General features: G+C 52.4%; 22 protein-coding genes. 17 read left to right on the forward strand and 5 right to left on the reverse strand.

What is annotated here, in order from left to right; all coding sequences use genetic code 11:
- Positions 1-26 precede the first annotated feature (26 nt).
- Together R2X38_RS21995 and yaaA are read left to right on the forward strand one after the other, a co-directional pair.
- Complete coding sequence (locus tag R2X38_RS21995; protein ID WP_317524497.1) at positions 27-1,457, forward strand: sodium:alanine symporter family protein; 1,431 nt, start codon at positions 27-29, stop codon at positions 1,455-1,457.
- 142 nt (positions 1,458-1,599) lie between these two features.
- On the forward strand, positions 1,600-2,373 hold the full coding sequence (gene yaaA / locus R2X38_RS22000) for a peroxide stress protein YaaA (protein ID WP_317524498.1): 774 nt from the start codon (positions 1,600-1,602) through the stop codon (positions 2,371-2,373).
- Positions 2,374-2,460: 87 nt separating this feature from the next.
- On the opposite strand, the gene srmB is transcribed toward yaaA, so the two are convergent.
- Together srmB and R2X38_RS22010 are read right to left on the reverse strand one after the other, a co-directional pair.
- Positions 2,461-3,684: an ATP-dependent RNA helicase SrmB gene (gene srmB, locus R2X38_RS22005; protein WP_317524500.1), complete on the reverse strand. Its 1,224-nt coding sequence runs from the start codon at positions 3,682-3,684 to the stop codon at positions 2,461-2,463.
- Between the two features lie 165 nt (positions 3,685-3,849).
- On the reverse strand, positions 3,850-4,566 hold the full coding sequence (locus R2X38_RS22010; protein ID WP_317524501.1) for a tRNA1(Val) (adenine(37)-N6)-methyltransferase: 717 nt from the start codon (positions 4,564-4,566) through the stop codon (positions 3,850-3,852).
- A 361-nt stretch (positions 4,567-4,927) separates the two neighbouring features.
- Between R2X38_RS22010 and brnQ the strand changes: the two genes are divergently transcribed.
- Positions 4,928-6,247, forward strand: coding sequence for a branched-chain amino acid transport system II carrier protein (gene brnQ, locus R2X38_RS22015; protein ID WP_317524502.1), 1,320 nt, complete (start codon positions 4,928-4,930; stop codon positions 6,245-6,247).
- A gap of 95 nt (positions 6,248-6,342) precedes the next feature.
- Here brnQ and fldB read toward each other — a convergent pair whose 3' ends face one another.
- A complete protein-coding gene (gene fldB, locus R2X38_RS22020) occupies positions 6,343-6,861 on the reverse strand; it encodes a flavodoxin FldB (RefSeq protein ID WP_317524503.1) in 519 nt (172 codons plus the stop codon).
- A 234-nt stretch (positions 6,862-7,095) separates the two neighbouring features.
- Between fldB and xerD the strand changes: the two genes are divergently transcribed.
- From xerD to R2X38_RS22060, 8 genes are all read left to right on the forward strand, one after another.
- Positions 7,096-7,992 (forward strand): site-specific tyrosine recombinase XerD, encoded by an 897-nt coding sequence (xerD, locus tag R2X38_RS22025; RefSeq protein WP_317524504.1) that lies wholly within the window; start codon positions 7,096-7,098, stop codon positions 7,990-7,992.
- A gap of 203 nt (positions 7,993-8,195) precedes the next feature.
- Positions 8,196-8,918, forward strand: a complete 723-nt coding sequence (gene dsbC / locus R2X38_RS22030) for a bifunctional protein-disulfide isomerase/oxidoreductase DsbC (RefSeq protein ID WP_317524505.1) — start codon at positions 8,196-8,198, stop codon at positions 8,916-8,918.
- 156 nt (positions 8,919-9,074) lie between these two features.
- Complete coding sequence (gene recJ, locus R2X38_RS22035) at positions 9,075-10,799, forward strand: single-stranded-DNA-specific exonuclease RecJ (protein ID WP_317524506.1); 1,725 nt, start codon at positions 9,075-9,077, stop codon at positions 10,797-10,799.
- Positions 10,800-11,018: 219 nt separating this feature from the next.
- Positions 11,019-12,117 (forward strand): peptide chain release factor 2 gene (prfB, locus tag R2X38_RS22040; RefSeq protein ID WP_317524507.1). Its coding sequence is split into 2 segments (ribosomal slippage): positions 11,019-11,093 and positions 11,095-12,117, totalling 1,098 coding nucleotides; the frame shifts between segments, so codons are not numbered across the junction.
- A 33-nt stretch (positions 12,118-12,150) separates the two neighbouring features.
- Entirely contained in the window at positions 12,151-13,662 is a 1,512-nt protein-coding gene (gene lysS / locus R2X38_RS22045) for a lysine--tRNA ligase (RefSeq protein WP_317524508.1), read from the forward strand.
- 401 nt (positions 13,663-14,063) lie between these two features.
- Entirely contained in the window at positions 14,064-15,344 is a 1,281-nt protein-coding gene (locus tag R2X38_RS22050; protein WP_317524509.1) for a dicarboxylate/amino acid:cation symporter, read from the forward strand.
- 232 nt (positions 15,345-15,576) lie between these two features.
- Positions 15,577-16,911: a sigma-54-dependent transcriptional regulator gene (locus R2X38_RS22055; protein ID WP_317524510.1), complete on the forward strand. Its 1,335-nt coding sequence runs from the start codon at positions 15,577-15,579 to the stop codon at positions 16,909-16,911.
- Positions 16,912-17,299: 388 nt separating this feature from the next.
- Positions 17,300-17,548 (forward strand): hypothetical protein, encoded by a 249-nt coding sequence (locus tag R2X38_RS22060; RefSeq protein ID WP_317524511.1) that lies wholly within the window; start codon positions 17,300-17,302, stop codon positions 17,546-17,548.
- Between the two features lie 255 nt (positions 17,549-17,803).
- On the opposite strand, the gene R2X38_RS22065 is transcribed toward R2X38_RS22060, so the two are convergent.
- Complete coding sequence (locus R2X38_RS22065) at positions 17,804-18,838, reverse strand: NADP(H)-dependent aldo-keto reductase (RefSeq protein ID WP_317524512.1); 1,035 nt, start codon at positions 18,836-18,838, stop codon at positions 17,804-17,806.
- Between the two features lie 192 nt (positions 18,839-19,030).
- Here R2X38_RS22065 and R2X38_RS22070 point away from each other — a divergent pair, with 192 nt between their 5' ends.
- Positions 19,031-19,333, forward strand: a complete 303-nt coding sequence (locus R2X38_RS22070) for a DUF6482 family protein (RefSeq protein WP_317524513.1) — start codon at positions 19,031-19,033, stop codon at positions 19,331-19,333.
- Positions 19,334-19,346: 13 nt separating this feature from the next.
- Here R2X38_RS22070 and mutH read toward each other — a convergent pair whose 3' ends face one another.
- Entirely contained in the window at positions 19,347-20,015 is a 669-nt protein-coding gene (gene mutH / locus R2X38_RS22075; RefSeq protein ID WP_317524514.1) for a DNA mismatch repair endonuclease MutH, read from the reverse strand.
- Between the two features lie 581 nt (positions 20,016-20,596).
- On the opposite strand from mutH, the gene rppH reads away from it, so the two are divergent.
- The 5 genes from rppH to R2X38_RS22100 all read left to right on the forward strand — a co-directional run bounded on the left by rppH (position 20,597) and on the right by R2X38_RS22100 (position 26,082).
- Positions 20,597-21,115, forward strand: a complete 519-nt coding sequence (gene rppH / locus R2X38_RS22080; protein ID WP_039465987.1) for an RNA pyrophosphohydrolase — start codon at positions 20,597-20,599, stop codon at positions 21,113-21,115.
- Positions 21,116-21,142: 27 nt separating this feature from the next.
- Positions 21,143-23,398: a phosphoenolpyruvate--protein phosphotransferase gene (gene ptsP / locus R2X38_RS22085; RefSeq protein ID WP_317524515.1), complete on the forward strand. Its 2,256-nt coding sequence runs from the start codon at positions 21,143-21,145 to the stop codon at positions 23,396-23,398.
- Between the two features lie 48 nt (positions 23,399-23,446).
- Positions 23,447-24,250, forward strand: a complete 804-nt coding sequence (locus R2X38_RS22090; RefSeq protein ID WP_317524518.1) for a sulfite exporter TauE/SafE family protein — start codon at positions 23,447-23,449, stop codon at positions 24,248-24,250.
- A gap of 42 nt (positions 24,251-24,292) precedes the next feature.
- Entirely contained in the window at positions 24,293-25,099 is an 807-nt protein-coding gene (gene lgt, locus R2X38_RS22095; RefSeq protein WP_317524516.1) for a prolipoprotein diacylglyceryl transferase, read from the forward strand.
- Between the two features lie 131 nt (positions 25,100-25,230).
- On the forward strand, positions 25,231-26,082 hold the full coding sequence (locus R2X38_RS22100; protein WP_317524517.1) for a thymidylate synthase: 852 nt from the start codon (positions 25,231-25,233) through the stop codon (positions 26,080-26,082).
- Positions 26,083-26,378: the final 296 nt, after the last annotated feature.

Consider the following 26,378-nt stretch of genomic DNA (forward strand, 5'->3'; position numbering starts at 1 on the left):
AATTATTGATTTCTAGAGGGGTAGACGTGTCAAGTCAGATTAACTTTTTGAACGATCTGTTATGGGGCTCCGTGCTCATTTATTTGCTGATTGGCGTTGGCGTGTTCTTTACCTACCGGTTGGGATTCATTCAGTTCCGTCATTTTGGCCATATGTTCAGCGTAATGAAGAACAGTCGTAAGTCGGACAAGGCAGGGATATCATCGTTCCAGGCGCTGTGTACCAGTTTGGCTGCCCGTGTCGGGACCGGCAACATGGCAGGTGTCGCCGTAGCACTGACGCTAGGTGGCCCGGGCGCTATTTTCTGGATGTGGCTGATTGCCATGCTGGGGATGGCGACGGCTTTCGCCGAGAGTGCCTTGGCACAGCTCTATAAAACCCGTGATGATGACGGCAACTACCGCGGTGGCCCGGCTTACTATATGGAAAAAGGCCTCGGCATGCGCTGGATGGGCGTGGTGTTCTCCATTTTCCTGATTATCGCCTTTGGATTGGTGTTTAACTCGGTTCAGGCAAACTCGATCACTCTGGCGATGAATGTGGCCTTTGGCTGGAATCCGGCTTACGTGGGGGTCGTTCTGGTATTCATGGCGGGTGTCATTATTTTCGGTGGTTTGCGTGCCATTGCTCGTACTGCAGAGATCCTGGTTCCGGCCATGGCGCTGTGTTATCTGGTGCTGGCCCTGTTTATCATGTTCACCAATATTGGCAAACTGCCTGAAGTGCTGGGGCTTATTTTCCGCAGTGCGTTTGGCCTTGAGGAAGCGGCTTCGGGCGCCTTGGGCTACACCATTGCCCAGGGGATGATCAATGGCCTTAAGCGTGGTCTGTTCTCCAATGAAGCGGGTATGGGTTCGGCTCCCAATGCTGCCGCTTCGGCAACACCATATCCGCCTCATCCGGCTTCGCAGGGCTATGTCCAGATGCTCGGTGTGTTCATGGATACTATCGTGATTTGTTCGGCTACTGTGGCGATTATCCTGATGTCGGGCGAGTATGTCCCGCACAGCGAGATCACCGGTATCGAACTGACCCAGCGTGCGCTGAGCTCTCAGGTCGGTGGCTGGGGGGCCATTTTCATCGCGGTGGCGATCTTCTTCTTTGCCTTTACCTCGCTGGTGGCTAATTACTCTTACGCCGAGACTAACTTGATCTTCCTTGAGCACAACCACAAGGCCGGCCTGACCGTGTTCCGCATTGTGGTGCTGGGCATGGTGATGTTCGGTGCGGTCGCCGATTTGCCGACTGTCTGGGCGATGGCAGATGTGTCGATGGGCATGATGGCAATCATCAACTTGATAGCGATTGTGTTGCTGTCCGGTACAGTAGTGAAACTGGCTCGGGACTACAACCTGCAGCTCAAGCAGGGCAAGGTGCCGACTTTCGATAGCAAGGACTACCCTGAGTTGCATGCCCAGCTTGAAGAAGGGATATGGGATCAGCCGAAGAAGGACTGATTGCCTGTGACCTCTGGTGGTGAGCGATCTCATCATCGAATTTAGCGATAACAGCAATAGAAAAGACCACGCGTACTACGCGTGGTTTTTTTTTGTCAGGCTGATAACATCTTAACTATATAAGATCAAAAGGAAGCTTCCCATGTTAATTGTGGTTTCACCGGCAAAAACTCTCGACTATGACTCTCCGTTGGCGACGGAATCTTTCACCCAGCCAGAGCTGACAGATCACTCGGCTGAGTTGATTGAGGTTTGCCGTGAGCTGACGCCAGCGCAGATCGCCAGCCTGATGAAGGTGAGCGATAAAATCGCCGGCTTGAATGCAGCCCGTTTTGCCGAGTGGCAGCCAGAATTTACGACAGACAATGCCCGCCAGGCGATTTTGGCCTTCAAAGGGGATGTGTACACCGGCTTGGCGGCCGAAACCATGAACGACGAGCAGTTTGCCTATGCCCAGCAGCATCTGAGAATGCTCTCTGGCTTGTATGGCCTGTTGCGCCCGCTTGACTTGATGCAGCCGTACCGCCTCGAGATGGGCACCAAGCTGGCGAACCCGCGTGGCACGAACCTATACCAGTTCTGGGGCAGCATTATTACCGATAAGGTCAACCAGGCCTTGGCTGAGCAGGGCGACGATATCCTGATCAATCTGGCTTCGAATGAATATTTCAAGGCGGTGAAGCCTAAGCAGGTGGCCGGTAAAATCATCACCCCGGTTTTCAAAGATTGCAAAAACGGTACTTACAAGGTGATCAGCTTCTATGCCAAGAAGGCGCGTGGCATGATGGCGCGCTACATCATTGACAACCAAGTGGATTCAGTAGAAAAACTGCAGCAGTTTGATACCGCGGGTTACTACTTTGTGCCGGCAGAGTCGACAGCTACCGAGCTGGTGTTCAAGCGCGAAGAGCAATAATCACAACTGTATGCCGTGGTTACAGGAATAAAAAACGGGCTGGTATCTACCAGCCCGTTTTACTATTTGCTTACTGAAGAAAATACCTTACTTCTTGGCTTTTTTCTTTTTCACTGCCGCTTTCTTTTTCGGATCTTTTTTCTTCTTCTTTTTCACCGTGGCAGGCTTTTTGTGCTGCGGGCGCATGCCATCAATAAAGCGCTCGGCCACTTCTTCTTTCATGTAACGGCCGACACGTTCGATCATTGCCTGATCGTGAGCTTCAATCAAAGAAACGGCAGTGCCTTTCTTGCCTGCACGGGCAGTACGGCCGATACGGTGCAGGTAGACATCGGCGGTGCGTGGCATATCGAAGTTGATCACGTGGCTGATGTCCGGCAGATCGATACCACGGGCGGCAACGTCGGTGGCCAGCATGATGTTCACTTCTCCCTCGCGGAAACGGCGGATAGTGTTGTTACGTGACGCCTGGGCCATCTCGCCCTGGATCCAGCAGCATGGGATCTGCATTGCAGCCAGCTGATCACGCAGGGTAGCAAGACGTTCGCGGGTCTTGACGAAAACAATGGTGCGTTCAGCTTCGCCCTTGAGGATGTTTTCCAGCAGTGCCAGCTTGTGGGCCATATCATCACAGCGGTGGTAGTACTGATGGATCTTCTTGCGCTCGCGGCGTGGCGGCTCGGCATTGACTTCGACCGGCTCGTTGAGGATGGTGTTCGAGAAGTCACGGACACCCTTGCCTTCTAGCGTGGCTGAGAACAGCAAGCTTTGGCGGCGCCAGCGGCATTCGTTGTGAATACGCTCTACGGCTTTGCCAAACCCCATGTCCAGCATGCGATCGGCTTCATCGAGGATCAGGCACTCGATAGCACGACAGTCGAAACGCTCGCTTTCGATGTACTCCATCAAACGGCCCGGTGTCGCCACCACGATATCCTGGGTTTTGCCCAGTAGCTCAGCATGCTCGTCGTAGGAGATCCCGCCGGTAATGGTGAATACCTTTAGCTGGGTGTGCTTTGCCAGCGCACGTGCTTGGTCGGCAACCTGGATAGCCAGTTCACGGGTCGGGGTCAGAACCAATACGCGTGCAGGTCCCGGCTTCTTGCGCGGGAAGTCCTGCAGGTGCTGGATCATCGGCAGAAGAAATGCTGCGGTTTTTCCGGTACCGGTAGGAGCGGACGCCAGTACATCACGGCCATCCAGCGCGTGCGGGATCGCCTCGGACTGGATCACGGTAGGGCGATCGTAGCCGATATCTTCAATGGCCTGCAGCAGCTCGCTATCTAATTCTAATTCGGAAAAGTCTCTCACCAGTCATTTCTCCTTGGGAACTCAGGGTATCTTCCACCTGTTGGGGAAGCCTATAGAGCACGTGCAAAATACATAAGGGGCGGCATTATAGAGATAATTGCCGCAACGATCACCGATAAAGTATAAAAACTTCTGCAAATCGCCAAACCGAATGCGGCAGTCCCGCTACATTTTCAGATAAAACGCCTTGGTCAGGGCAACAAAAGCTTTGCTGTACTCGCCGCTCTCGTGGATCACCAACTGCTCGTGTTGTGGCTCTGATGGGCTAGCAGCCAACGCGATCAGCAACCGGGTTGGGGCTTTACGTTCGGTGGTTTTTACTTCGCATACCCGTTGGCAGTATAGCTGGTGGGCGCGGGCGGCTTGGATCAGTTGCTCGCCTTCGTATACCGGCAATATCAGGCTGGCGCTTCCTGTAGGGCTTAGCAGATAGCTGATGGCTGACAACAAGTCATGGTGCGACAGGGTACCGGTATGGCGCGCCGTCGCCCGGGATTGGCATTCAGCTTGCTCGCCATGGTTGAAGTAGGGAGGGTTGCAGACAATCGCTGCAACGCTGCCGGCCGGCTGCTGGCTGGCCCAGTCCTGGACGCTTTGGTGTGCCAATTCGATACGCTCTGACCATGGAGAGTCGCTGAAGTTTTTTTGCGCTGCCGTGGCTGCTCCGCGGTCGATTTCAATCGCGGTAATGGGGTTGCCGTTACTTGTCGTGCGCTGTGCGCTCATCAGTGCAAGCAGACCGCTACCGGTGCCAATATCGAGGATTTGGCCTGATGTCGGTAGCGCTGCCCAGGCACCGAGCATGACGCCATCGGTGCTGACTGGCATGCCACAGCCATAATCGTTGACGTGGAACTGCTTGAAGGTGAACCCTTTTGCCATGGTGTTGCTAGACCTTGTTGTGTTTTTGACCAAGGCATTATAGCCCGCCCGAGATGAAATGCAGAATGGTAACCTTCTGTTGAATAGATGTTGCATAGTTATTAATTCTGTTTTTTATCTTTTTTATAACTGGTTTTTATTGGTTTTATGTTTCGGTTTGAGTTTTTATTTTGGTTGTATATGCTGGTTTTTGAGTTTGCGAGCCAAAGATTATGGTGTTTTTCACTATGATGTTGCTTGTTGAGTGCTTTTTCGTCATTATGCTGCGAGCAAGGTCACATTCAGGTAATCCTTTTTTGTGGCTAAAAAAATAACAAAAGTTACAAATACAGCAGACATAACAAAGAGTGGAAGGTGCAGTTTGAAAAAGTCACTCAGTTTTACCGATATCATGGCGTTGGGTTTTATGACCTTCGCTTTCTTCTTGGGCGCCGGTAATATCATATTCCCGCCGCAAGCTGGCCAGCAGGCCGGTGATCACCTCGTTCCGGCGATGTTCGGGTTCCTGTCAACCGGTGTGACCTTGCCGCTCGTGGCGATTATTGCCGTGGCTGTCGCAGGCGGCTGGAAAGGCATGACCCAGGATTTGCCGTCCAAAGTTGCGACACTTCTTGCGGTACTGATTTTTATCGTGATCGGCCCTGCCTTTGCCGCACCTCGTGCCGGTTTGGTGGCTTATGAAATGGGCGTGAAGCCATTCATTGCCGACGCAGGACAGCTTAGCCTTACTATTTTCTCTATCGTCTTTTTTGGCATCGCGATGTTCCTGTCCCGCTCGCGCGGTAACCTGGTTGATATGGTCGGAAAATTCCTGACTCCTATTTTGTTTATTGCCTTGGTTGTACTGGCAGTGAGCGTAGTGGCTAACCCGCAGGATGCTATTGAAGCGGCACGTGGCGATTATATCGATATGCCTTTCCTCAAAGGTTTCGTCGAAGGGTACAACACCCTGGATGCCGTGGCAGCTCTGCTGTTTGGTATGGTGATTGTCGATGCGGTACGCAGCAAGGGCGTGACCGATGAAACAGCAACCCGCAAATACTTGGTCATGGCAGGCCTTATTGCGGCTGCTGGCTTGGCGTTTGTTTACATTTCCCTGTTCTATTTGGGCGCGACCAGTGTGAATATCGCAGCCAATGCGTCAAACGGTGGTGACATTCTGGCGATTTACGTTGCCGCGCTGTTCGGCCCTGCAGGCCAGATGATGCTGTCATTGATTGTGTTGCTGGCGTGTTTGACTACGGTAGTTGGCCTTATCAGTGCATGTTCTGAATACTTCTCTTCACTGACAAGCTGGTCTTACGAAAAGTGGGCCATGGTATTGTCAGTAACATGCTGTGTGGTTGCCAACGTTGGCCTGAACCAGCTGATTGTGCTGTCTTTGCCTGCTTTGTTTGCCCTGTACCCAATTGCGATGGCACTGGTTATCCTGACCTTTATCCGCCGCTGGTTGCCAAACCCGGCGCTGTCCTACCGTGTAGTAATGTTGGTAGCACTGTCGTTCAGCATGATTGATGCGGCTAAGGTAGCAGGTTTCAATGTGTCGGCTTTCCGCGTATTGCCACTGTTTGATTACGGCATGGCATGGTTGATGCCAACTTTTGCGGCATTGGTAGTGACTTACTTTGTCGGCTCGCAGAAAGCCGTTAAGCAAGCGCAGCAAGAAGGCCAAACGGTGTAACCGTTCAAATGCCATTATGCAGTTAGCAAAAAGGGATGCCTCGGCATCCCTTTTGTCTTTCGTGTTTACCCTAAGCAGGGGTGTTTTACGCAGCGTTAAAGCGTTTCGCTGTATTCGGTGAGGATTTGTTCGCACCAGGTGGTGATGCGCTCGTCGCTCAGCTCGTACTGGCTGTCTTCATCCAGTGCCAGGCCAACAAACAGTTTGCCGTCATCGGTCAATGCTTTTGACGCTTCGAATTCATAGCCCACGTTAGGCCAGTAGCCAACAAACTGGGCACCGGTAGGCAGCAGTTTCTCATGCAGCATGCCCATCGCATCAAGGAACCATTCGGTGTAGCCTTCCTGATCGCCAAGGCCGAACAGCGCCACGGTCTTGCCGTCCAGGCTCAGGCCATCAAGTTGCTCCCACACGGCTTCCCAGTCTTCCTGCAACTCACCGAAATCCCAAGTGGAAATGCCCAGGATCAGCATGTCGTACTGGTTCATTGAAGTAATGTCTGCTTCTTTTATGTTATGTAAATCAACCAGTTCGGCACCGATACAGTCGCGGATCTTTTCCGACGCCATTTCGGTATAGCAGGTGGTTGAGCCGTAGAATAAGCCAATCTTCATGCTGCTTGTCCAATGTGTAACGAATAAATGATAGGGGATTCTACCTAGCTTGGGCGGTCTTGACTATTTCTGAGTGATTGAGTCAGAAATTCCAGTTGCAAACGAGCTGGGTCGTTACATTTGCAGGGAAATCGTCTACCATTGAATACTGTTTATTTATCCATGTGTTTTATAGGCAATGCTTCATGATCTTTTGTTCATGCCCATTTGCCCGAAACGAACACCGAGGTTGTAGTGGAAAACGATGAAGTGATCATCGAGCGGTTTCTCGATGCGATGTGGATGGAGCGGGGGCTGTCTGAAAACACCCTGATGTCTTACCGCAATGATCTGAAAAAGCTGGAAAACTGGCTCAAAGACCAAAGCCTGACCCTGGAAAGGGTGTCAACTGACGATCTGCAGCGTTACCAGCAGTGGTTGTTTGACGCCGATTATAAACAGACGTCGCGGGCCAGAATGGCATCGGCGATCCGCCGCCTCTTCCAGTATCTGAACCGGGAAAAGATGCGCGATGACGATCCCAGCGCCATGCTAGTCAGCCCCAAGCTGCCTAAGCGCCTGCCCAAGGATATTACCGAAGAGCAGGTCGACGCCTTGCTGTCGGCACCTGATCCCAACGATCCGATTGAGCTTCGAGACAAGGCAATGCTCGAACTGCTCTATGCGACTGGCTTGCGTGTGACCGAGCTGGTGAGCCTGACCATGGAAAATGTCAGCCTGCGTCAGGGGGTGGTTCGCGTGATTGGTAAGGGTAACAAGGAGCGCTTGGTACCGATGGGGGAAGATGCCATTGATTGGATTGAGCAGTTCCTGCAAAGTGGCCGTCCGCAGCTCCTCGGGGAGAAAAGCTCGGACGTGGTTTTCCCGAGCAAGCGTGCCAAGCAGATGACCCGCCAGACATTCTGGCACCGGATCAAGCACTATGCCGTGAAAGCGGGCATAGACGGTGATACCTTGTCGCCACACGTGATGCGTCATGCCTTCGCGACCCATTTGCTCAATTACGGCGCTGACCTGCGCGTCGTGCAGATGCTGCTTGGCCACAGTGATCTGTCGACCACCCAAATCTATACCCACGTCGCGACTGAGCGCCTCAAGCAGCTTCACAGTGCGCATCATCCACGGGCTTAAGATGCCTATTTGGGGAGAGAAGGTAAATAAACCAGCCTGCATCTGCTTGATACTTGCGTATATACTATAGAAGGGTTGAGATATTTTGCGGAATGTGAAATTTTTTTGCACTACAAGGGTCATATAGTTCACCAGTAGTGATGGGGACTGGCGGTAAGCGTCACAGTCCGGCACGAATTTATTATTTTAAAGGAAAGAGTCGCATGCACTTTTTGGGTCGTACGTTACTTGCAACCGCAGTGGCAATGACAGCCTTCACGGCATCAGCCAAGCCAGACGAGGCAGCAATTACCAGCAAGTTGAGCAAGCTGGGTTTGGTGCCGGTTACTATCAGTGCTTCGCCACTGCCAGGGCTCAATGAAGTCGTGACAGAGCGGGGCATTGTTTATGTCTCTGATGATGGTGGTTATTTCTTGGCAGGTCACCTGTACCAGGCAACCGGCGCCGAGCCGGTGAACCTGACTGAGCAGAAGATGGCCAAACTTAACAAGGCCAAGCTTGAAGGCATGGAAGATGAGATGATCGTCTATCCGGCCAAAGATGAAAAATACGTGGTCACCGTCTTCACCGATACCAGCTGTGGCTACTGCCGTAAGCTGCATAGCGAAATGCAGGCCTATAATGATGCGGGTATCACCATCCGCTACCTGGCTTTCCCGCGCGGTGGAGAGCGTTCGCGCAACTTCGGTGAGATGAGTGCGATCTGGGGGGCCAAAGACCCGGCCAAGGCGATGGATCAGGCCAAAGAGGGTACCTTTAATCCAAACGGTATCGAGCAGCAGGGCGACTTGGTCAACAAACACTATCAGTTGGGTGTAGCGATGGGCGTTTCCGGTACCCCTGCGATGATTCTGGAAGATGGCACCATGTTGCCAGGCTATCAGCCGGCGCCAATGTTGCGCCAGATGCTGGATAACCGCAGCTAAATTGGCACTCCCTCAGTAGCTTGTTTATAAAGCCCTGGAATTTCCGGGGCTTTTTTACAGCCGAATTTCTGTTGCCCGCGCGGGTCCAGAGCCTATAATGGCTAGGTACGCATATGCCCAACTATCTTTATTTTCCCTGCCTGACAGATAATCCCGATGATTGAAATTAAACGCCGTCCAGAAGCCGATACTAGCCAGTTCACCGATATCACCCCGCCAATCCTGCAGCGGATCTATGCTGCCCGGGGTATTACCAGCGAAGCTGAGCTCGAGCGCGGGGTACGCGGCTTGCTGGGGTATAACCAGCTGTACGGTATTGAGCCGGCGGTGACATTGCTCAAGCAGGCACTGGCCGAGCAGCGCCGCATCATCGTGGTGGGTGACTTCGATGCCGATGGGGCAACCAGCTCGGCATTGTCGGTACTGGCACTGCGTATGCTAGGCAGCCGGAATGTTGATTACCTCGTCCCTAACCGCTTCGATGACGGTTATGGCTTGAGCCCGGAAGTGGTCGAGCAGGCGGCAGAGCGCGGTGCCGAACTGATCATGACGGTGGATAACGGCGTGTCCTCTATCTCAGGGGTGGCGGCGGCGAAGGAGCGTGGTATTCAGGTGCTGGTGACTGACCACCACTTGCCGGGGGATACCCTGCCACAAGCGGATGCGATCGTGAACCCGAACCTGCATGAGTGTGGCTTTCCGTCCAAGGCGTTGTGCGGCGTGGGCGTTGCCTTCTACCTGATGCTTGCAGTGCGTGCATCGCTGCGCGAGGATAACTGGTTTGTCGAGCAGGGGCTGCCCGAACCTAATTTGGCGGAGCTGTTGGATTTGGTGGCACTGGGCACCGTAGCTGATGTGGTGGCATTGGATGGCAACAACCGTATTTTGGTCCATCAGGGCTTGCAGCGTATCCGTGCTGGTAAATGCCGACCGGGGATCCGCGCCTTGATTGAAGTGGCCAATCGCGATCCGGCCCGCTTGGTGGCGACGGATTTGGGCTTTGCCCTGGGGCCGAGGATCAATGCCGCCGGACGCTTGGATGATATGTCTTTCGGGGTTGAGTTGCTGCTGTGTGACAACATTCAGGCGGCGCGCCGGATGGCCACCGAGCTGGATGCCTTGAACCAGACCCGCAAGGAAATCGAGCAGGGCATGAAGGAAGAAGCGGTAGCGATTTGCGAACGCCTCAAGTTCAACCAGCAGGATATGCCTTATGGTTTGGCCCTGTTCCAGCGTGACTGGCACCAAGGGGTGATTGGTATTTTGGCCTCGCGGATCAAGGAGCAGTACCATCGCCCGGTCATTGCCTTTGCTGATGCGGGCAATGGCGAAATCAAAGGGTCATGCCGTTCCATTCCCGGTTTGCATATGCGTGATGTGCTCGATTTGATTGATACCCAGAACCCGGGGATGATCCTCAAATTTGGTGGTCACGCCATGGCGGCGGGGCTGACCATTCCCGAGCCTAAGCTCGAGGCATTTAGCCAGGCGTTTGACCTAGCTGTACGGGCCGAACTCGACGAAGATGCCTTGCGCGGGGTATTGCTCAGCGACGGCGAGCTGATGCCGCAGGAGCTCAATTTGCAGACGGCGGAAGTGCTGCGGGCCGGCGGGCCGTGGGGGCAGCAGTTCCCCGAGCCGATGTTTGATGGTCGGTTCCGTTTGCTGCACCAGAAGCTGGTGGGCAGCAAGCACCTCAAGATGATGCTTGAGCCTGTCGCGGGTGGTAGTGTGATTGATGCGATTGCGTTCAATGTCGATGTCCGCCGCTGGCCGGATGCTTCGGTTCAACAGGTTGAGCTCGCTTACCGACTTGATGTCAACGAGTTCCGCGGCAACCGTAGCGCCCAACTGTTGGTAGAGCACATCACGGCGCTGTAGTCTGTTCTTGTCTAATCTGATCTGGCAGGCCAAATAGGTCTTGCCAGTTCACCTGTGACAGGGAATTTTGCTGAAATATGGCTTCTCTGTTACCGGCGGCTTTTTTGTGATCGGGTTAATAAAATAATTTCACCGTTTCCCTTCCCTTTTCCCTGTATATTCTATCTACAATTCGATAGAATCCTTCGGTTATGTCCATTTCGGCTATGAAGAGTGGCAATGTTCGAGATTAATCCTATTAAAAACCGACTTGAGGATGTATCAGCACGTACTGACGTCCTTAGGGGGTACCTTTGACTATGATGCCAAGAAAGAGCGTCTAGAAGAGGTCAATGCAGAATTAGAGCAACCTGATGTATGGAACGAGCCAGAGCGCGCACAGGCGCTGGGCAAAGAGCGTTCATCATTAGAAGCGATTGTAGATACCATCGACCAGTTGGACCAAGGCGTTGAAGACGTTGAAGGTCTGCTTGAGCTGGCAGTGGAAGAAGAAGACCAAGAGACATTCGACGAGATCGAACCTGAACTCGCTGAGCTAGAAAGCAAGCTGGCCAAGCTTGAGTTCCGTCGTATGTTCTCTGGCGATCACGATAGCTCTGACTGCTACATCGACCTGCAGGCAGGTTCGGGCGGTACAGAAGCACAGGACTGGACATCGATGATGCTCCGCATGTACCTGCGCTGGGCGGAAGCGAAAGGCTTCAAGACCGAAGTGATCGAAGTTTCCGAAGGTGATGTGGCTGGTCTTAAGTCGGCAACAGTGCGTATTAGCGGTGAGTACGCTTACGGCTGGTTACGTACCGAGACCGGTGTACACCGTCTGGTGCGTAAGTCACCATTCGATTCGGGCGGTCGCCGCCACACGTCATTCTCTTCTGCGTTTATCTACCCGGAAGTAGACGACAATATCGATATCGATATCAATCCTTCTGATCTGCGTATTGACGTATACCGTGCCTCGGGTGCCGGTGGTCAGCACGTTAACACCACCGAATCGGCGGTACGTATTACTCACGTACCAACCAACACCGTGGTGCAGTGTCAGAACGATCGTTCTCAGCACAAGAACAAAGACCAAGCGATGAAACAGTTGAAAGCAAAACTGTTTGAGCTTGAGATGCAGAAGCAGAATGCTGAGAAGCAGGCCAACGAAGACGCCAAGTCTGACATTGGCTGGGGTAGCCAGATCCGTTCTTACGTACTGGATGACTCCCGTATTAAAGATTTACGTACCGGGGTGGAAAATCGTAACACCCAGGCCGTACTTGACGGCGATTTAGACCGTTTTATTGAAGCCAGCCTGAAATCAGGTCTGTAACCGACTCCGGTTAAAACATTTAAGGGTTAACCCATGACTGATCAATTACAAGATGAGAATAAGCTGATTGCTGAACGTCGCGCGAAATTGGATAAAATCCGCGAAAACTGCAAGGCAAACGGCCACCCGAATGATTTCCGTCGCGATAGCCTAGCGGCAGATCTGCAGGCTAAATACGGCGAACTAAGCAAAGAAGAGCTTGCTGAAGCGGGTCACGTAGTGGCAATTGCTGGCCGTATCATGGCTAAGCGTGGTCCATTCCTGGCAATCCAGGACGTATCTGGCCGTATTCAGGCTTACGCCGACAAGAACGTTCAGAAAGAGCTGAAAGAAAAATACGCTGGCTTGGACATCGGTGACATCATCGGTGTGAAAGGTGCCCTGCACAAATCAGGCAAGGGTGATCTTTACGTCAACATGGACGAGTACGAGCTGCTGACCAAGGCACTGCGTCCTCTGCCAGAGAAGTTCCACGGTCTGACTGACCAGGAAATGCGTTACCGTCAGCGTTACGTTGACCTGATCGTCAACGAAGATTCTCGCAACGCGTTCATCATCCGTTCTAAACTGGTAGCGGCAATCCGTAACTTCATGATGTCGAAAGGCTACCTTGAAGTTGAAACGCCAATGATGCACGTGATCCCTGGCGGTGCGACGGCGCGTCCGTTCATCACCCGCCATAATGCGCTGGATATCGACATGTACCTGCGCGTGGCGCCTGAGCTGTACCTGAAGCGTTTGGTGGTGGGTGGTTTCGACCGTGTATTCGAAATCAACCGTAACTTCCGTAACGAAGGCCTATCGCCACGTCACAACCCAGAATTCACCATGATGGAATTCTACCAGGCATACGCGGACTACAAAGATCTGATGGATCTGACCGAAGAGATGCTGAGCACGGTGGCAATGGAGGTACTGGGTTCAACCTCTATGCCTTACGGCGACGAGACGGTTGAGTTCGGTGGCACTTACGCACGCATGAGCATGTTCGAGGCGATCAAGCACTACAACCCGAACCACGAGCAAATCCAGGCCCTAACAGAAGAAGATCTGCAGAACCGTGAGCTAATGGTATCTATTGCCAAGTCTGTTCACGTTGAAGTGGAAGACTTCTGGACATGCGGTCAGCTGCTTGAGGAAATCTTCGGTGAAACGGCTGAGCCTAAACTGATCCAGCCAACCTTCATCACCGGTTACCCAGCGGACATCTCACCACTGGCTCGCCGTAGCGACGACAACCCGTTCTTCACTGACCGTTTCGAGTTCTTCATCGGCGGCCGTGAAGTGGCGAATGGCTTCTCTGAGCTTAATGATGCAGAAGATCAGGACGCACGATTCAAAGCGCAGGTTGAAGCGAAAGATGCGGGTGATGACGAAGCGATGTTCTACGATGCGGACTATATTACCGCACTAGAGCACGGCTTGCCGCCAACAGCAGGTCAGGGTATCGGTATCGACCGCCTGGCAATGCTGTTTACCAACACTCACACTATCCGTGACGTGCTGTTGTTCCCGGCAATGCGCCCACAGAACAACAACGCATAAGCCTCGCTTATCGAAATTGATGAAGCCATCCTCCGGGGTGGCTTTTTTTTATGGTTTCCAATAATGAAAGCTGGTGGAAAAATATTCATATAGTGAATTTTTGGGTGTGACCAAGCACACGTTTTACGTAATTGATAATTTTGTATACAGAGCAATAACCCACCACATTTTCTGCTATTCGTGATGTGAATAAGTTGCCGTTTTGCCTGGGTTTTAGTGTTTTGTTTTGTGTTTTTTATTTCATGCCGATGATTAATATTGTGTTTCAGTTGTAGCTAAATTGTAAAATATATTCTTTTAAGTTTGTTTTGGCTGTGTAAAATGACGCCCAATCTCGCGAAAAACAGCGGGAATAGGAAGTAAACATAGTTTTTACAAGCACAACAGACTGGAGATGGACGATGAAGAAATCGCTATCAGGAAAGATATTTACAGGCTTGTTTGCCGGCCTGATCCTCGGTACGGCAATTCAATACCTGTTTAACGGCGTGACCTTGATGGATACCTATGTGCTCGGCCTGGCGGAAGGTGCTGGCGGCATGTTTGTCTCACTGATCAAACTATTGGTTGTTCCTTTGGTGTATGTGTCGATTGTTTGCGGCATTGTCGAGCTGAAAGACATCACCGCGTTTGGTCGCCTTGGTGGTAAAACTTTTGCTCTCTACATTATCAACACCATCATCGCAATTACGGCGGCACTGACAATCGGCATGATTTTCCAGCCGGGCGCAGGTGCCAACCTGGCTGGAACCGTGACTGAAGCGGTGCAGCTGACCACCACCGAGACGCCGGATATATTCTCGCTGATTGTTAACATCGTACCGAGCAACCCGGTACAGGCTTTCGCCAATGGCGATATGCTGCAGATCATTTTCATGGCTATCCTGACAGGCTTGGCGATCCAGGCGCTGGATACCCGTGGCGGCCCTGCGATCAAGACCTTCAAAATGGCCAACGAAGTGATGATGAAACTGGTTGGTTTGGTGATGAGCCTGGCACCGTTCGGTGTGTTTGCCCTGATGATCCAACTGGGCGCGACGCTGGATGCCAATACCCTGATGTCGGTTGCCGGTTACGTGGCATTGGTTGTGTCGATGCTGGTATTCTGGATTTTCTTCTTCTACCCAATGATGGTTGGCCTGACAACCGGTATCAAGCCGAGTGCGTTCCTGCGCCATACCCGTGAGCAAATACTGTTCTCGCTATCAACAGCAAGCTCGAACGCAACCATTCCGGTAACCATGCGTACCCTGACTGACAAGATTGGTGTATCCAAGTCTGTGGCTGGCTTTGGTGTGCCTCTGGGGGCGACCATGAATATGTCTGGGGTCTCTATCTATATCGCACTGGCAACCCTGTTCGTGGCCAATGCCTTCGGCCAGCCAATCAACAGCGCTGATATCTTTACCCTGGGCCTGACTATCCTGCTGCTATCTATCGGTGCCGGTGGCGTACCGGGCGGCGGCGTGGTGATGGTCGGCGTACTTCTTCACCAACTAGGCCTACCGCCAGAAGGTTTGGCTATCATTGCCGCGGTTGACCGTATCAATGATATGTTCTGTACCAGCTCTAACGTTGTTGGTGACACTGCGGTAAACACCATTGTCGCCAAATCTGAGAACGAAATTGGTACAGCAGAAGTTGCAACCGACTCTCAACCTGAGCAGGTGACCGTTAGCTAAAGCTAGGTCTCAAAGGGATGAAATATGAAAGCGCCTCAGGGCGCTTTTTTTATTTGCGTCCAAAATTTCTTCCCTCCGCCAGACTTGACTACAATTTTAATATTAAATTAATTGCGCATTAGTCAAATCATGGTTGTTAGTTGGTGGCGTATCGCCTTCAGTGTGGTTATTGTCCCAGTGAGAAATCGCCCAACTAGCAAGAAGGCTTGCTCTGGCCGGGAAGGGATTGCGGATGAAAAGAACACAGGGAAACAGTTCAGTCTTGGGGACATTGGTGATTTTGGGCGGAGGGACGCCGACCTGGATAAGCGTGTTGGAAAAAGCGGGCTGGGCTTGCCATCGCTGCTACGATCTCCGTGCGGCAGAATCATTGATGTTGGAAATCGGTCCCTGTATTGGCGTGGTCGATCTCACCCGTGATGACTTCAGTTTGCAAGGGGTTGCCGGGCTGGTCAACCGCAATAAACAGGTTCGCTGGCTGGCACTGGTACAGGAGCGACAGCTAGCTCATGATTCTATCTGCCAGTTCATTGTGAATTTCTGCATTGATTACTTCACCGACCCTGTGCCCGAGTCCCAACTGCTCGGGACTATTGGGCACCAGCTGGGTATGTTGCAGCTAGAGCACCGGGTGTGGCCGCAACTTGGCGTGTTTGGTCAATCCGGCCTGCAGGGGGAGCAGGCAGCAATGAAGAAGTTGCGCCATCACGTCAAGCGCATTGCCATGGCTGATGTCCCTGTCTTGGTCCAGGGCGAGATAGGAACCGGCAAAGAGCTGGTTGCCCAGGCGATCCATCAAGCCTCCACAAGAGGCAAGGGGGCGTTTGTCAGCGTGAATTGTGAATCCCTGCCTGAGAGCTGGATGGTTGAGATCAATACAGGCAAGGCAGAGCAGTGTTGCCTGGAAGCGGCAGATGGTGGCGTACTGTTTCTAGATGAAATCACCCAGCTTGATCTCCCCCGCCAGCAAGAATTGGTTCGCCTGCTGGAAGATGAGGCCTTTACCACCGAAACGGGCCGCAAGGTCTCGGCAGATATTCGATTGATCGCCTCTTCCCGCTATAGCCAAGAAGAGCTGATGGAATCTGGCTTGTTGTGTGAGGAGCTATACTTCCGTCTCAATGCCCTTGGCGTCATGGTGCCGGCACTGCGCGAGCGGGGCGAGGATATCGTATTGCTGGCTGAGTTTTTTATGCTGAAATTCGCCCGCCAGTATAACAGCCCCGTGAAGCAACTCTCGTCGGAAGCAGCCCAGTTGTTGGTCAGTTATTCCTGGCCCGGTAATGTCAGGGAGATGATTGGTCATATCAAGCGGGCTATCTTGTTAGCCGATGACAAGGTGCTCGAGGCGGATCATCTCGATCTGCCAAGGGTCATGGATGACAAACAGAGCCTGAAAAAAATTCGTGCGGACTCCGAGCGGGGAGCGATCCTAGCTGTGCTTGAGAACAACAAAGGCCAGATTTCCGCGGCAGCACGGGAGCTCGGGGTGTCAAGGGCAACCATGTACCGACTACTGAATAAACATGATCTTGTACCGCCGCCCAAGCATTTTCGCCAAAGCTGATCCGGAGCCATGCTCTGCAATCTTTTTTGATAGAGGGGATTTATTCACCTATTCGTTCCTGTTGGGGGATGAATGCAGAATATTGTTGTTTTTATATTCGCAATTCAATCTAAGTGGTTGTTTTATATTCACGGCTTGTTACAATAAACCCATATTTCACATCTTCATAACTTATTACCGGAGGAACTGATATGCAAAGTAGTATCTTTATGTCGCACACCTGTTCGTTCGGTGATACCTGCGCCAAACCAAATCATTAACGGCAATCCGCTGTGTAAATGGGCCGCGGATTTCTGTCGCGGCTAGTTAAGTTTTGCTTATGTTGTCAGCCTGATCGGCAGGATCTGTGTCCCTCTAATTAACTTTAAATTAAATGGAGAGCACGATTATGCGCCACTCAGTCTATTTACGCCTTGCAGTCTTTCTTGTTCAACTGGATGTTAAACGTGAGGACGCCCTATGGCGGCGAGAGCACCGTCGTATTCAAATCAACTTGCCATATCATCTTTCAGAGCACTTGCTCAAAGATATGGGTATAGATAAAGAACACCGTATCTCTCAAGATCTATTGGCCACATCGGCCGGTCGTAAGGTGCGTCATTTGAGACGGGAGTACAAATCTAGACTTGTCACGTAACGCTTCCCCCCGTGAATCGCTTGCGGGGGGAAGGAAATATGACCAACTGTTAGCAACTGGTGTAAGCCGTCACGGCTTGTAACATTTACCAACGCTTTGCGACGAATGTGGCCTAGAGCCCATGGAAAGGGTTAGGTAAAGTAGCCGGGCATCAACAAAGGTGTCTACCTAAGTTGGTTGAGCTAATGTTTTTCGGCCCCCGTATTACGGGGGCTTTTTTTTGTCTTCAGGTTGCTGTTGATAACAATTGCTGAGCTATGGACAAGGGTTGGAGTATTGAATGCCGACTTCTTGGAGTTCTTGCAGTACGTCTTCGGTCAACTCGACCTCCAAGCTGTCGATGTTGGCATTGAGCTGTTCAAGGGTCGTGGCGCCGATGATATTACTGGCAACGAAGGGACGCTGGTTGACAAAGGCCAGTGCCATTTGGGCCGGATCCAAACCATGCTTGTGCGCAACGTCGACATAGGCCTCGGTGGCAGCAATGCCCTGTGGCTTGAAATAGCGTGAGAAGCGTTCGAATAAGGTGCAGCGTGCCCCTGTGGGACGGGCACCGTTGAGGTACTTGCCACTGAGGGTACCAAATGCGAGCGGCGAATAGGCTAGCAGTTCGACGCCTTCATGGTGGCTGATTTCCGATAGCCCAACTTCAAAGCTACGGTTGAGCAGGTTATACGGATTCTGGATGGTGACCACGCGAGGCAAATTGTGTTTTTCTGCCAAGCGCAGGAATGACATCACGCCCCAAGGAGTTTCATTGGACAGCCCGATATACCGGATCTTCCCAGCCCGGACCAATTCATCAAGAGCGGCGAGTGAGTCGGTCAGGGTGATCCCGGAATGATCTTCCTGGTATTGGTAGTTGAGTTGGCCGAAGCAGTTGGTTTCCCGCTGTGGCCAATGAATTTGGTACAGATCGATATAGTCGGTTTGCAGTCGGTTGAGACTGGCTTCTACCGCATCGTGTATATTGCGTCGGTCTAGGGACATCTCTGGCCGGATATAAGGGGTGTTACGCGGCCCAGCCACTTTAGTTGCTAAGACCACCTTGTCTCTGTGGCCGCTCTTTTTCAGCCAGTTGCCGATATAGGTTTCGGTTAATCCCTGGCTGTTGGCATTGGGGGGAACGGGATACATCTCTGCGGTATCGATAAAGTTGATCCCGCGTTCAAAGGCCAAATCAAGTTGGCTATGTGCCTCTTGCTCGTTGTTCTGTTCACCGAAGGTCATGGTGCCGAGGCAGATCTTGCTGACCTCAAGGTTCGAGTGTGGGATCTTGTGGTATTTCATTAGCCCTCCTTGGACTCAGCAGATGTTCTTGTTTCGACTATAGCGCGAGTTCAATAGTGTGAGAAGTCCCACAACACCCTGCCGAGTCTCTATCCTGATCTTGCTGGGACGGGGATTGTGACCAATAGTTAAGCTTTATAGGGCTGTGTTATAGGGCTGTGTTATTGGGCAATGTTGGGGAGAGGCGAAATAATGAAGCTGTCACAGTTGAAGCACTGGACAAAAGCCGGCAACGGGGCCATCCCCGCGTGTATTCTGACAAGCTACGCAGGGTGTTCCGATTACTTGATCGAGGTTGAGTACAAACATCACCTTGAACCGCTCAAGACCGATGGCGGCGAGATGGTCAAGTTCCAGTCGATTGAGCAGGCGGGGGAGCTATTGCGCCCACTGGGGATCACCAGTGTGACGCTCAGGGTCATTGATCCCTATGACGAATTCTCGCCTGATGGCCAGGTGAGTAACTGCCGGGAAGACATGACAATCGCACTCTAGGATGCCAACAGGATTACAGGATAAAATACTTTTCCAGCAGGCCGGCAGTGAAATGGGTTTTGAGGTAAAAGCCACGCGGCAGGGTTTTGATCGGTTGGCCATTGGCCCCATAGGCTTCCGTCAGTGCTTTGCTGTTGGCTGCTTTCGGGCGTAGCTGCAATACTTCGCCATGACGCGCAGTGATTTGTTCAACCTGGCCTAGCACTATCATATCCATCAACTCTTCCCAGTCCTGCCGAAGTTGCTGTTCTTCCTCTGGTGATGGGCTCCATAAAAGCGGCGATCCGACATGGCGATCCGCCAAGGGGATATCTCGCTCTCCTTCCACCGGGACCCACAGCACGCGGGCAAGCTTGTGGCGGATATGGCTGTTCTCCCAACGTAATCCTTGCAGGCCGATCAGCGGTGCAACGCAGACAAAAGTGGTTTCAAGGGGCTTGCCATGATAACCCACGGGGATCGTCTTGAGTTCAATGCCAAGCTCGGCAAAGTCAGGCACAGGTTTGCTGCCAGCCGTGGCCCCGAGGTGCCATTCCAGCAGTTGCCCTACCCAGCCTTTATCCCGACGCAGATCCGGCGGGACAGCGATATTGGCCACGTGTGCTAGCTCACCGAGGGTCATTCCGGCCAGTGCATTGGCTCGCGTCAATAGTTCCTGTTCTGTCTTTGGCGTCGGTTGCATGTGGTCTACCTTCTTTGTGGCAGGCGATCCTACCATAGCTGTAATCAAGGATCCTATTATCTGGTTATCCACAGGCGTGATGGTAAAAAAACTTTATTTGGTTGAATATGGGTTTTTATACAGGGGTTGGTTGCTAATTTAACCAGTTGTGTGATGGTTTTTTAACTGGTTGATGCTTTTTGATGTGGATAAAATGATAGGTGGTTGATCTTTGACCGATCTAGGGGTGTGGCAGAAATGATCTTGTCACAATTGAAGCTAAATATTCATGATGGTCAAGTTAAGCTTTGATTATTAAGGTTTTTTTATTTGTTGTTGGTGAGGTTTTGTGACTGGGTCTATAGCAAGGTTAGAACAGTAACTCACTGGATTGACCGCTTCTTCACAATTCTATCCACAGAAATCGTGTATAAATGTGGGCTGGGTCTCATTGTGGTGTTTATAAAGTAGCCAGGAGCTAAAAGTTATCCAGATTATGAGGCTTGGCTAGGAAAATAGAAGGATAAATAACAATGTTTGTTTACCCATTGGATTGTCTGTGAAAAAATCACTATTAATAGAGATTTAATTGAGGTCGTCCAGTGATTGATGGCGATGGGTACCGCCCAAATGTGGGTATTGTGATCTGTAATAGCCATGGCCAAGTATTCTGGGCTCGACGATATGGACAACATTCCTGGCAGTTTCCGCAAGGTGGCATTGACGAGGGGGAAACCCCTGAGCAGGCCATGTACCGGGAACTTTACGAGGAAGTAGGGCTAACTAAGAAGGATGTACGAATTGTGGCGTCAAGCCGCCATTGGCTTCGCTACAAGTTACCCAAGCGACTGGTGCGCTGGGATTCTAAGCCAGTTTGTATCGGGCAAAAGCAGAAATGGTTTCTGCTCAGTCTAGAGTGCGATGAGTCAAAGGTGAACATGCAGCGTGGCAGCACGCCTGAATTCGATGGTTGGCGGTGGGTCAGCTATTGGTATCCGGTGCGGCAGGTTGTGTCTTTCAAGCGAGATGTCTATCGCAGAGCATTAAAAGAATTTGCTGCCATAGCCATGCCTTTTAAAGAGCGCAAAGAACGAAAAAAGCGCCGGGGCAAACGCGGCTAGGCCAGTTGGTAGGGAGCGGGGCGGATTATGCTGACGCAACTAAGAGAAATTGTTGAAAAGGTGGCGACGGCCCCGAGTCTGCTTGATGCCCTGGAACAACTGGTGATCAATACCTGCAAGGCAATGAAAACCGAGTGTTGCTCGGTGTATATTGCCGATCAGCAGCGCCAGCGCTTTACCTTGATGGCAACCAAGGGGTTGAAAAAACCTCACCGTCATGTCGGCCTGCCTTTCGGTCAGGGTTTGGTGGGGCTGGTTGCCGACAGGGCCGAACCGATTAATGTCGCCGATGCCAGGCATCACCCTCACTTCAAGCACCTTCCCGGCATCGGGGAAGAGTCATTCAGTTCCTTTTTTGGTACACCGATCATACACCAGCGCCAGGTGCTGGGTGTGTTGGTGATCCAGCAGCGTGAACAGCGTGAGTTCGATGAAAGCGAAGAGTCGTTCATGGTTACCTTGGCCGCACAGCTGGCGGTGTTGCTGGCCCATTCCAAGGCACAGGGGATGTGGCCGGATCAGCACAACGGTTTGCATCTCGTCGGCTCGGCGGCGTCAACCGGGGTCGCGGTTGCTCGTGCGTGGTGGGATGACAACCAGCCGCGTTTAGAGCAGGTGGCGCCAGCCTCCTGTTTGGATCGTGAGGAAGAGCAAGAGCGTTTGAGTATCGCCATTGAGCTGGCGAGTGCTGAATTCCGCCGCTTGCGCAAGCGCTTTGACAGTGAGCTGCACAAGGAAACGTTGGCGATTTTCGATTTGTTCAGCCACCTGCTCAATGATCCCATGCTGCGCAAGGATCTGTTCCATAAGATCGCCGGCGGTGATTTGGCCGAATGGGCTATTCGCCAAGTGGTCGAAACCTATTCTGCCCGCTTTGCCAATATGGAAGATGCCTACCTCAAGGAGCGGGCACAGGATATCCGTGAGCTTGGCCAGCGGCTGTTGTTCTTTTTGGCCAATGAAGAAGTTATCGAGCATGCCTGGGATGAACCGGTGGTGTTGTTGACCCGTGAGCTGACTGCTGCCATGTTGGCCAGTGTCCCTCGCGACAAACTGGCTGCCGTGGTATCTCAGGAAGGTGCTGCGAACTCCCATGCGGCGATACTCTCCCGCGCCCTCGGGATCCCTGCGGTGATGGGGGTTGATTTTGTGCCGGAGAAAATTCACAACTGTCAGGTCATTGTCGATGGCTACCGCGGCGATCTACTGGTCAACCCTAACCGCCACGTGCTGGCTGAATATCTTCGCCTGCAGAAGGAAGAACAAGAGCTGGCCGCGGTTGTCGAAACCGGGCTGGATAAACCGGCGGCGACGCTGGATAACGAGCGGATCAATATTTTCCTCAATGCTGGGCTCAGCGCCGATACCAGTATTGCGGTTAACCGTGGTGTTGATGGGGTAGGGCTGTACCGTACCGAAGTGCCGTTCCTGCTGCAGCGCAGCTTCCCGTCAGAAGAGGAACAGACTCAGCAATACCAGTCTATCCTCGAGACTTATTGTGGCAAGCCGGTGGTGATGCGTACCTTGGACATCGGCGGGGATAAACCCTTGCCGTATCTGGCCATCGAAGAAGACAACCCCTTCCTCGGTTGGCGTGGGATCCGCTTTACCCTCGATCACCCGGAAATCTTTCTGATCCAGGTGCGGGCGATGCTCAAGGCCAGTATCGGCCATGACAACATGGATATCCTGCTACCGATGATTTCCGGGATTGCCGAGCTGGACGAATCGTTAGCCCTTATCGAGCGGGCCTACACCGAGGTGGCGAAAACGGCTGCCGAGCAGGGACATGTACTGCGCCGGCCACGGATCGGGATCATGATTGAAGTCCCTTCGATTCTTTACCAGTTGCCGGTCTTAAAAGGGCGGGTGGACTACATTTCTGTTGGTAGCAATGACTTAACCCAATATTTGTTGGCTGTTGACCGTAACAATTCGCGGGTTGCCGGTGTCTATGATGCACTGCATCCGTCGGTGATCCATGCACTCAAGCATATTATTGATGTCAGCCAGCAGCTGCAGTTGCCGGTCAGTGTCTGCGGGGAGTTAGCCGGTGATCCTATTGGTGCCTTGTTACTGGTAGGAATGGGTTACCGTTCGCTGAGTATGAATACCCGTAATGTGGCGAAGATAAAATACATGCTGCGCCACGTATCGGTGAGTGATATGCAGCAGCTGGCGGATTTCGCCCTGTCGGCAACTTATGCCGATGAAGTACGGCGCAATACGATTGAATTTGTCGATGGTCATGGCTTGGGCGGTTTTATCCGTGCCGGTAAGTAGCCTTGTTGTTTTGTTGTTGGTATGAGTAGTATGGCCGACATTTTGTCTATGTATGGCAGCGAACTGTGGGTGTTTGGCTGTTGTCTGTTGCTTGGCGCGGTGGTGGGGATTTTGGCAGGCTTGCTGGGTATCGGCGGTGGTTTGCTGGTGGTACCTGCGTTGGTCTGGTTGCTGCCCCAGGCCGGTATCGAAGCCAATTTGGTGATGCATATTGCGCTCGGGACGTCCCTCGCCAGTATTGTGCTGACATCGGGTTCCTCGGCCCGCAACCACTTCCGGCTCGGCAATGTGGATTTAAACATTGTCCGCAGCCTGGCGCCGGGTGTGGTGATGGGGGGATTGGGCGGCAGTTTTGTCGCCGAGTTGGTGCCTTCCTCGATGCTGCCGAAAATCTTTGCCATTATTGTATTATTGCTGGCTACGCAAATGCTGCTGTCGATGCGCTTCAGCGGCCAGCGCGATTTGCCCGGTAGTTTGGGGACATTCTGCTCCGGTGGGGCGATTGGCGTGGTGTCCAGTTTGGCCGGGATCGGTGGCGGTTCGCTAACCGTACCGTATCTTAATTGGCATGGGGTGGAAATGCGCCGGGCCATTGGGTGCGCTTCATTTTCCGGTGCATTGATTGCGATTGCGGGAATGGCGGGGTTTGTCTTGGCCGGGGTCGGAGAGCAAAGCTTGCCACCGATGAGCTTGGGTTACGTCTATTTGCCTGCACTGCTCGGCATTGTACTGGTGTCGATGCAGACAACGCGGTTCGGCGCTGCGTGGGTGAGCTATTTGCCAACACCGGTACTAAAGAAAATTTTTGCTGTTTTTTTACTGTTTGTCAGTATCAAAATGTTTATGGGGTAGTCATCATAGGCATACTGCCTGTGAAGTATAGAGATAAGATTGATGAGCCAAGGTTATTTAACGTTTCCGAATATTGATCCGGTGTTGATTGAGATCGGGCCGTTAGCCATCCGCTGGTATGGCATGATGTATTTGTTGGGGTTTGTATTTGCCATGTGGTTGGCCAACCGCCGGGCTGACAAGCCGGGCAGTGGCTGGACTCGCGAACAGGTTGGCGATCTGTTGTTTGCCGGTTTCCTCGGCGTGGTACTGGGTGGCCGTATTGGCTACGTGCTGTTCTACAACTTCCCGCTGTTCTTGGACAACCCGCTGTACCTGTTCAAGGTATGGACCGGCGGTATGTCATTCCATGGCGGCCTGCTGGGGGTGATTGCGGCGATGTTCTGGTATGCCTACAAGAACAACCGGACCTTTTTTAACGTCGCAGACTTTATTGCACCGTTGGTGCCTTTCGGTCTTGGCGTTGGCCGTTTGGGCAACTTCATCAATGGTGAGTTATGGGGCAGGGTGACCGACTCGCCATGGGGAATGGTCTTTCCGACCGGTGGCCCGCTACCGCGCCACCCATCTCAGTTGTACGAGTTCTTCCTTGAAGGCCTGGTGCTGATGATCATCCTCAATGTCTTCATCCGTAAGCCTCGCCCTGCCGGAGCGGCCTCGGGCCTGTTTCTGTTTGGTTACGGTAGCTTCCGCTTTATCGTCGAGTACTTCCGCGAACCGGATGCGCACCTTGGCTTGTTCGGCGGCTGGATCAGCATGGGGCAAATCCTATCGCTGCCAATGGTCATTGGTGGCGCCTTGATGATGCTGTGGGCCTATAAGTGCCAGCCGAAAGGTAAGGTGGCCTAATACCAAGCAAATGATTACAGGGCAGCCTCGGGGCTGCCTTTTTTGTGTCTGGAGATAATATCTCCCTGAATAATTCGTGGTTTCGTGTAGAATTAGCCGCACTTGAATTTAGAACTAAGGCCAGCGGAACCATGAAACAGTATCTCGCGCTTTGCCAGCGCATTGTGGACGAAGGAGTATGGGTTGAGAACGAGCGTACAGGCAAGCGATGCCTGACAGTGATCAACGCCGACTTGAACTATGATGTTGCCAACAACCAGTTTCCGCTGATCACGACCCGCAAGAGTTTCTGGAAAGCGGCGATTGCCGAGATGCTGGGTTATATCCGCGGCTACGACAATGCGGCGGACTTCCGTGCTCTGGGTACCAAAACCTGGGATATGAACGCCAACGACAATGCCGCTTGGCTGGCAAACCCGCACCGCAAGGGTGAGGACGATATGGGCCGCGTCTACGGCGTACAGGGCCGTAGCTGGCAAAAGCCTGATGGCAGCACTATCGACCAGTTGCGCAAAATCATCGACAACCTGAGCAAAGGCATTGATGACCGCGGCGAGATCCTGACCTTCTATAACCCGGGCGAGTTTGATATGGGCTGTCTGCGTCCGTGCATGCATACCCACACTTTCTCGCTGGTTGGTGATACTCTTCACCTGACCAGCTACCAGCGCTCTTGTGATGTGCCGCTGGGGTTGAACTTCAACCAGATCCAGGTTTTCGCCCTGCTGGCACTGGTGGCCCAGATCACCGGCCACAAACCAGGAATGGCGTACCACAAGATCGTTAATGCCCACATCTACGAAGATCAGCTTGAGCTGATGCGTGATGTTCAGCTAAAACGCGAGCCGTTCCCGTCGCCGCAGCTGAAGATCAACCCGGATATCAAATCGCTGGAAGATCTGGAAACCTGGGTGACCATGGACGACTTCGAGGTAGTGGGTTACCAGCATCACGACCCGATCAAGTACCCTTTTTCTGTATAGAAACCTTGCTGCGGGTAACAAAATATTGCCAAAGAAACATTTTTGTGCCCCTAAAAGCCCCTTTTTGGGGTTTTTTTGTAGGTGAGAAGCGGTAAAGAGCTGCGGACCTATGGTTTGATGGCCCTATGGCTTAGCGCCTAGAATATTCGAATCGGGAGGGACTTTGGCGAACAAAAATGAAGAGAGGTTACTTGACTAAAAGAGCCTTTTGAGAAAACTTGCACAGCACCACAGCACCACAGCACCACAGCACCACAGCACCACAGCACCACAGCACCACAGCACCACAGCACCAC

It is taken from the genome of Photobacterium rosenbergii (assembly GCF_033022775.1).
GTDB lineage: Bacteria > Pseudomonadota > Gammaproteobacteria > Enterobacterales > Vibrionaceae > Photobacterium > Photobacterium rosenbergii_A.

Coding starts and splice junctions, on each gene's coding strand:
- ptsP (WP_317524515.1), top strand. CDS start 21,143: ATGCTGACGCAACTAAGAGAAATTGTTGAAAAGGTGGCGACGGCCCCG.
- R2X38_RS22055 (WP_317524510.1), top strand. CDS start 15,577: ATGAAAAGAACACAGGGAAACAGTTCAGTCTTGGGGACATTGGTGATT.
- dsbC (WP_317524505.1), top strand. CDS start 8,196: ATGCACTTTTTGGGTCGTACGTTACTTGCAACCGCAGTGGCAATGACA.
- yaaA (WP_317524498.1), top strand. CDS start 1,600: ATGTTAATTGTGGTTTCACCGGCAAAAACTCTCGACTATGACTCTCCG.
- R2X38_RS22090 (WP_317524518.1), top strand. CDS start 23,447: ATGTATGGCAGCGAACTGTGGGTGTTTGGCTGTTGTCTGTTGCTTGGC.
- recJ (WP_317524506.1), top strand. CDS start 9,075: ATGATTGAAATTAAACGCCGTCCAGAAGCCGATACTAGCCAGTTCACC.
- fldB (WP_317524503.1), bottom strand. CDS start 6,861: ATGAAGATTGGCTTATTCTACGGCTCAACCACCTGCTATACCGAAATG.
- R2X38_RS22050 (WP_317524509.1), top strand. CDS start 14,064: ATGAAGAAATCGCTATCAGGAAAGATATTTACAGGCTTGTTTGCCGGC.
- R2X38_RS22100 (WP_317524517.1), top strand. CDS start 25,231: ATGAAACAGTATCTCGCGCTTTGCCAGCGCATTGTGGACGAAGGAGTA.
- lysS (WP_317524508.1), top strand. CDS start 12,151: ATGACTGATCAATTACAAGATGAGAATAAGCTGATTGCTGAACGTCGC.
- R2X38_RS22060 (WP_317524511.1), top strand. CDS start 17,300: ATGCGCCACTCAGTCTATTTACGCCTTGCAGTCTTTCTTGTTCAACTG.
- lgt (WP_317524516.1), top strand. CDS start 24,293: ATGAGCCAAGGTTATTTAACGTTTCCGAATATTGATCCGGTGTTGATT.
- mutH (WP_317524514.1), bottom strand. CDS start 20,015: ATGCAACCGACGCCAAAGACAGAACAGGAACTATTGACGCGAGCCAAT.
- R2X38_RS22010 (WP_317524501.1), bottom strand. CDS start 4,566: ATGGCAAAAGGGTTCACCTTCAAGCAGTTCCACGTCAACGATTATGGC.
- R2X38_RS22065 (WP_317524512.1), bottom strand. CDS start 18,838: ATGAAATACCACAAGATCCCACACTCGAACCTTGAGGTCAGCAAGATC.
- R2X38_RS22070 (WP_317524513.1), top strand. CDS start 19,031: ATGAAGCTGTCACAGTTGAAGCACTGGACAAAAGCCGGCAACGGGGCC.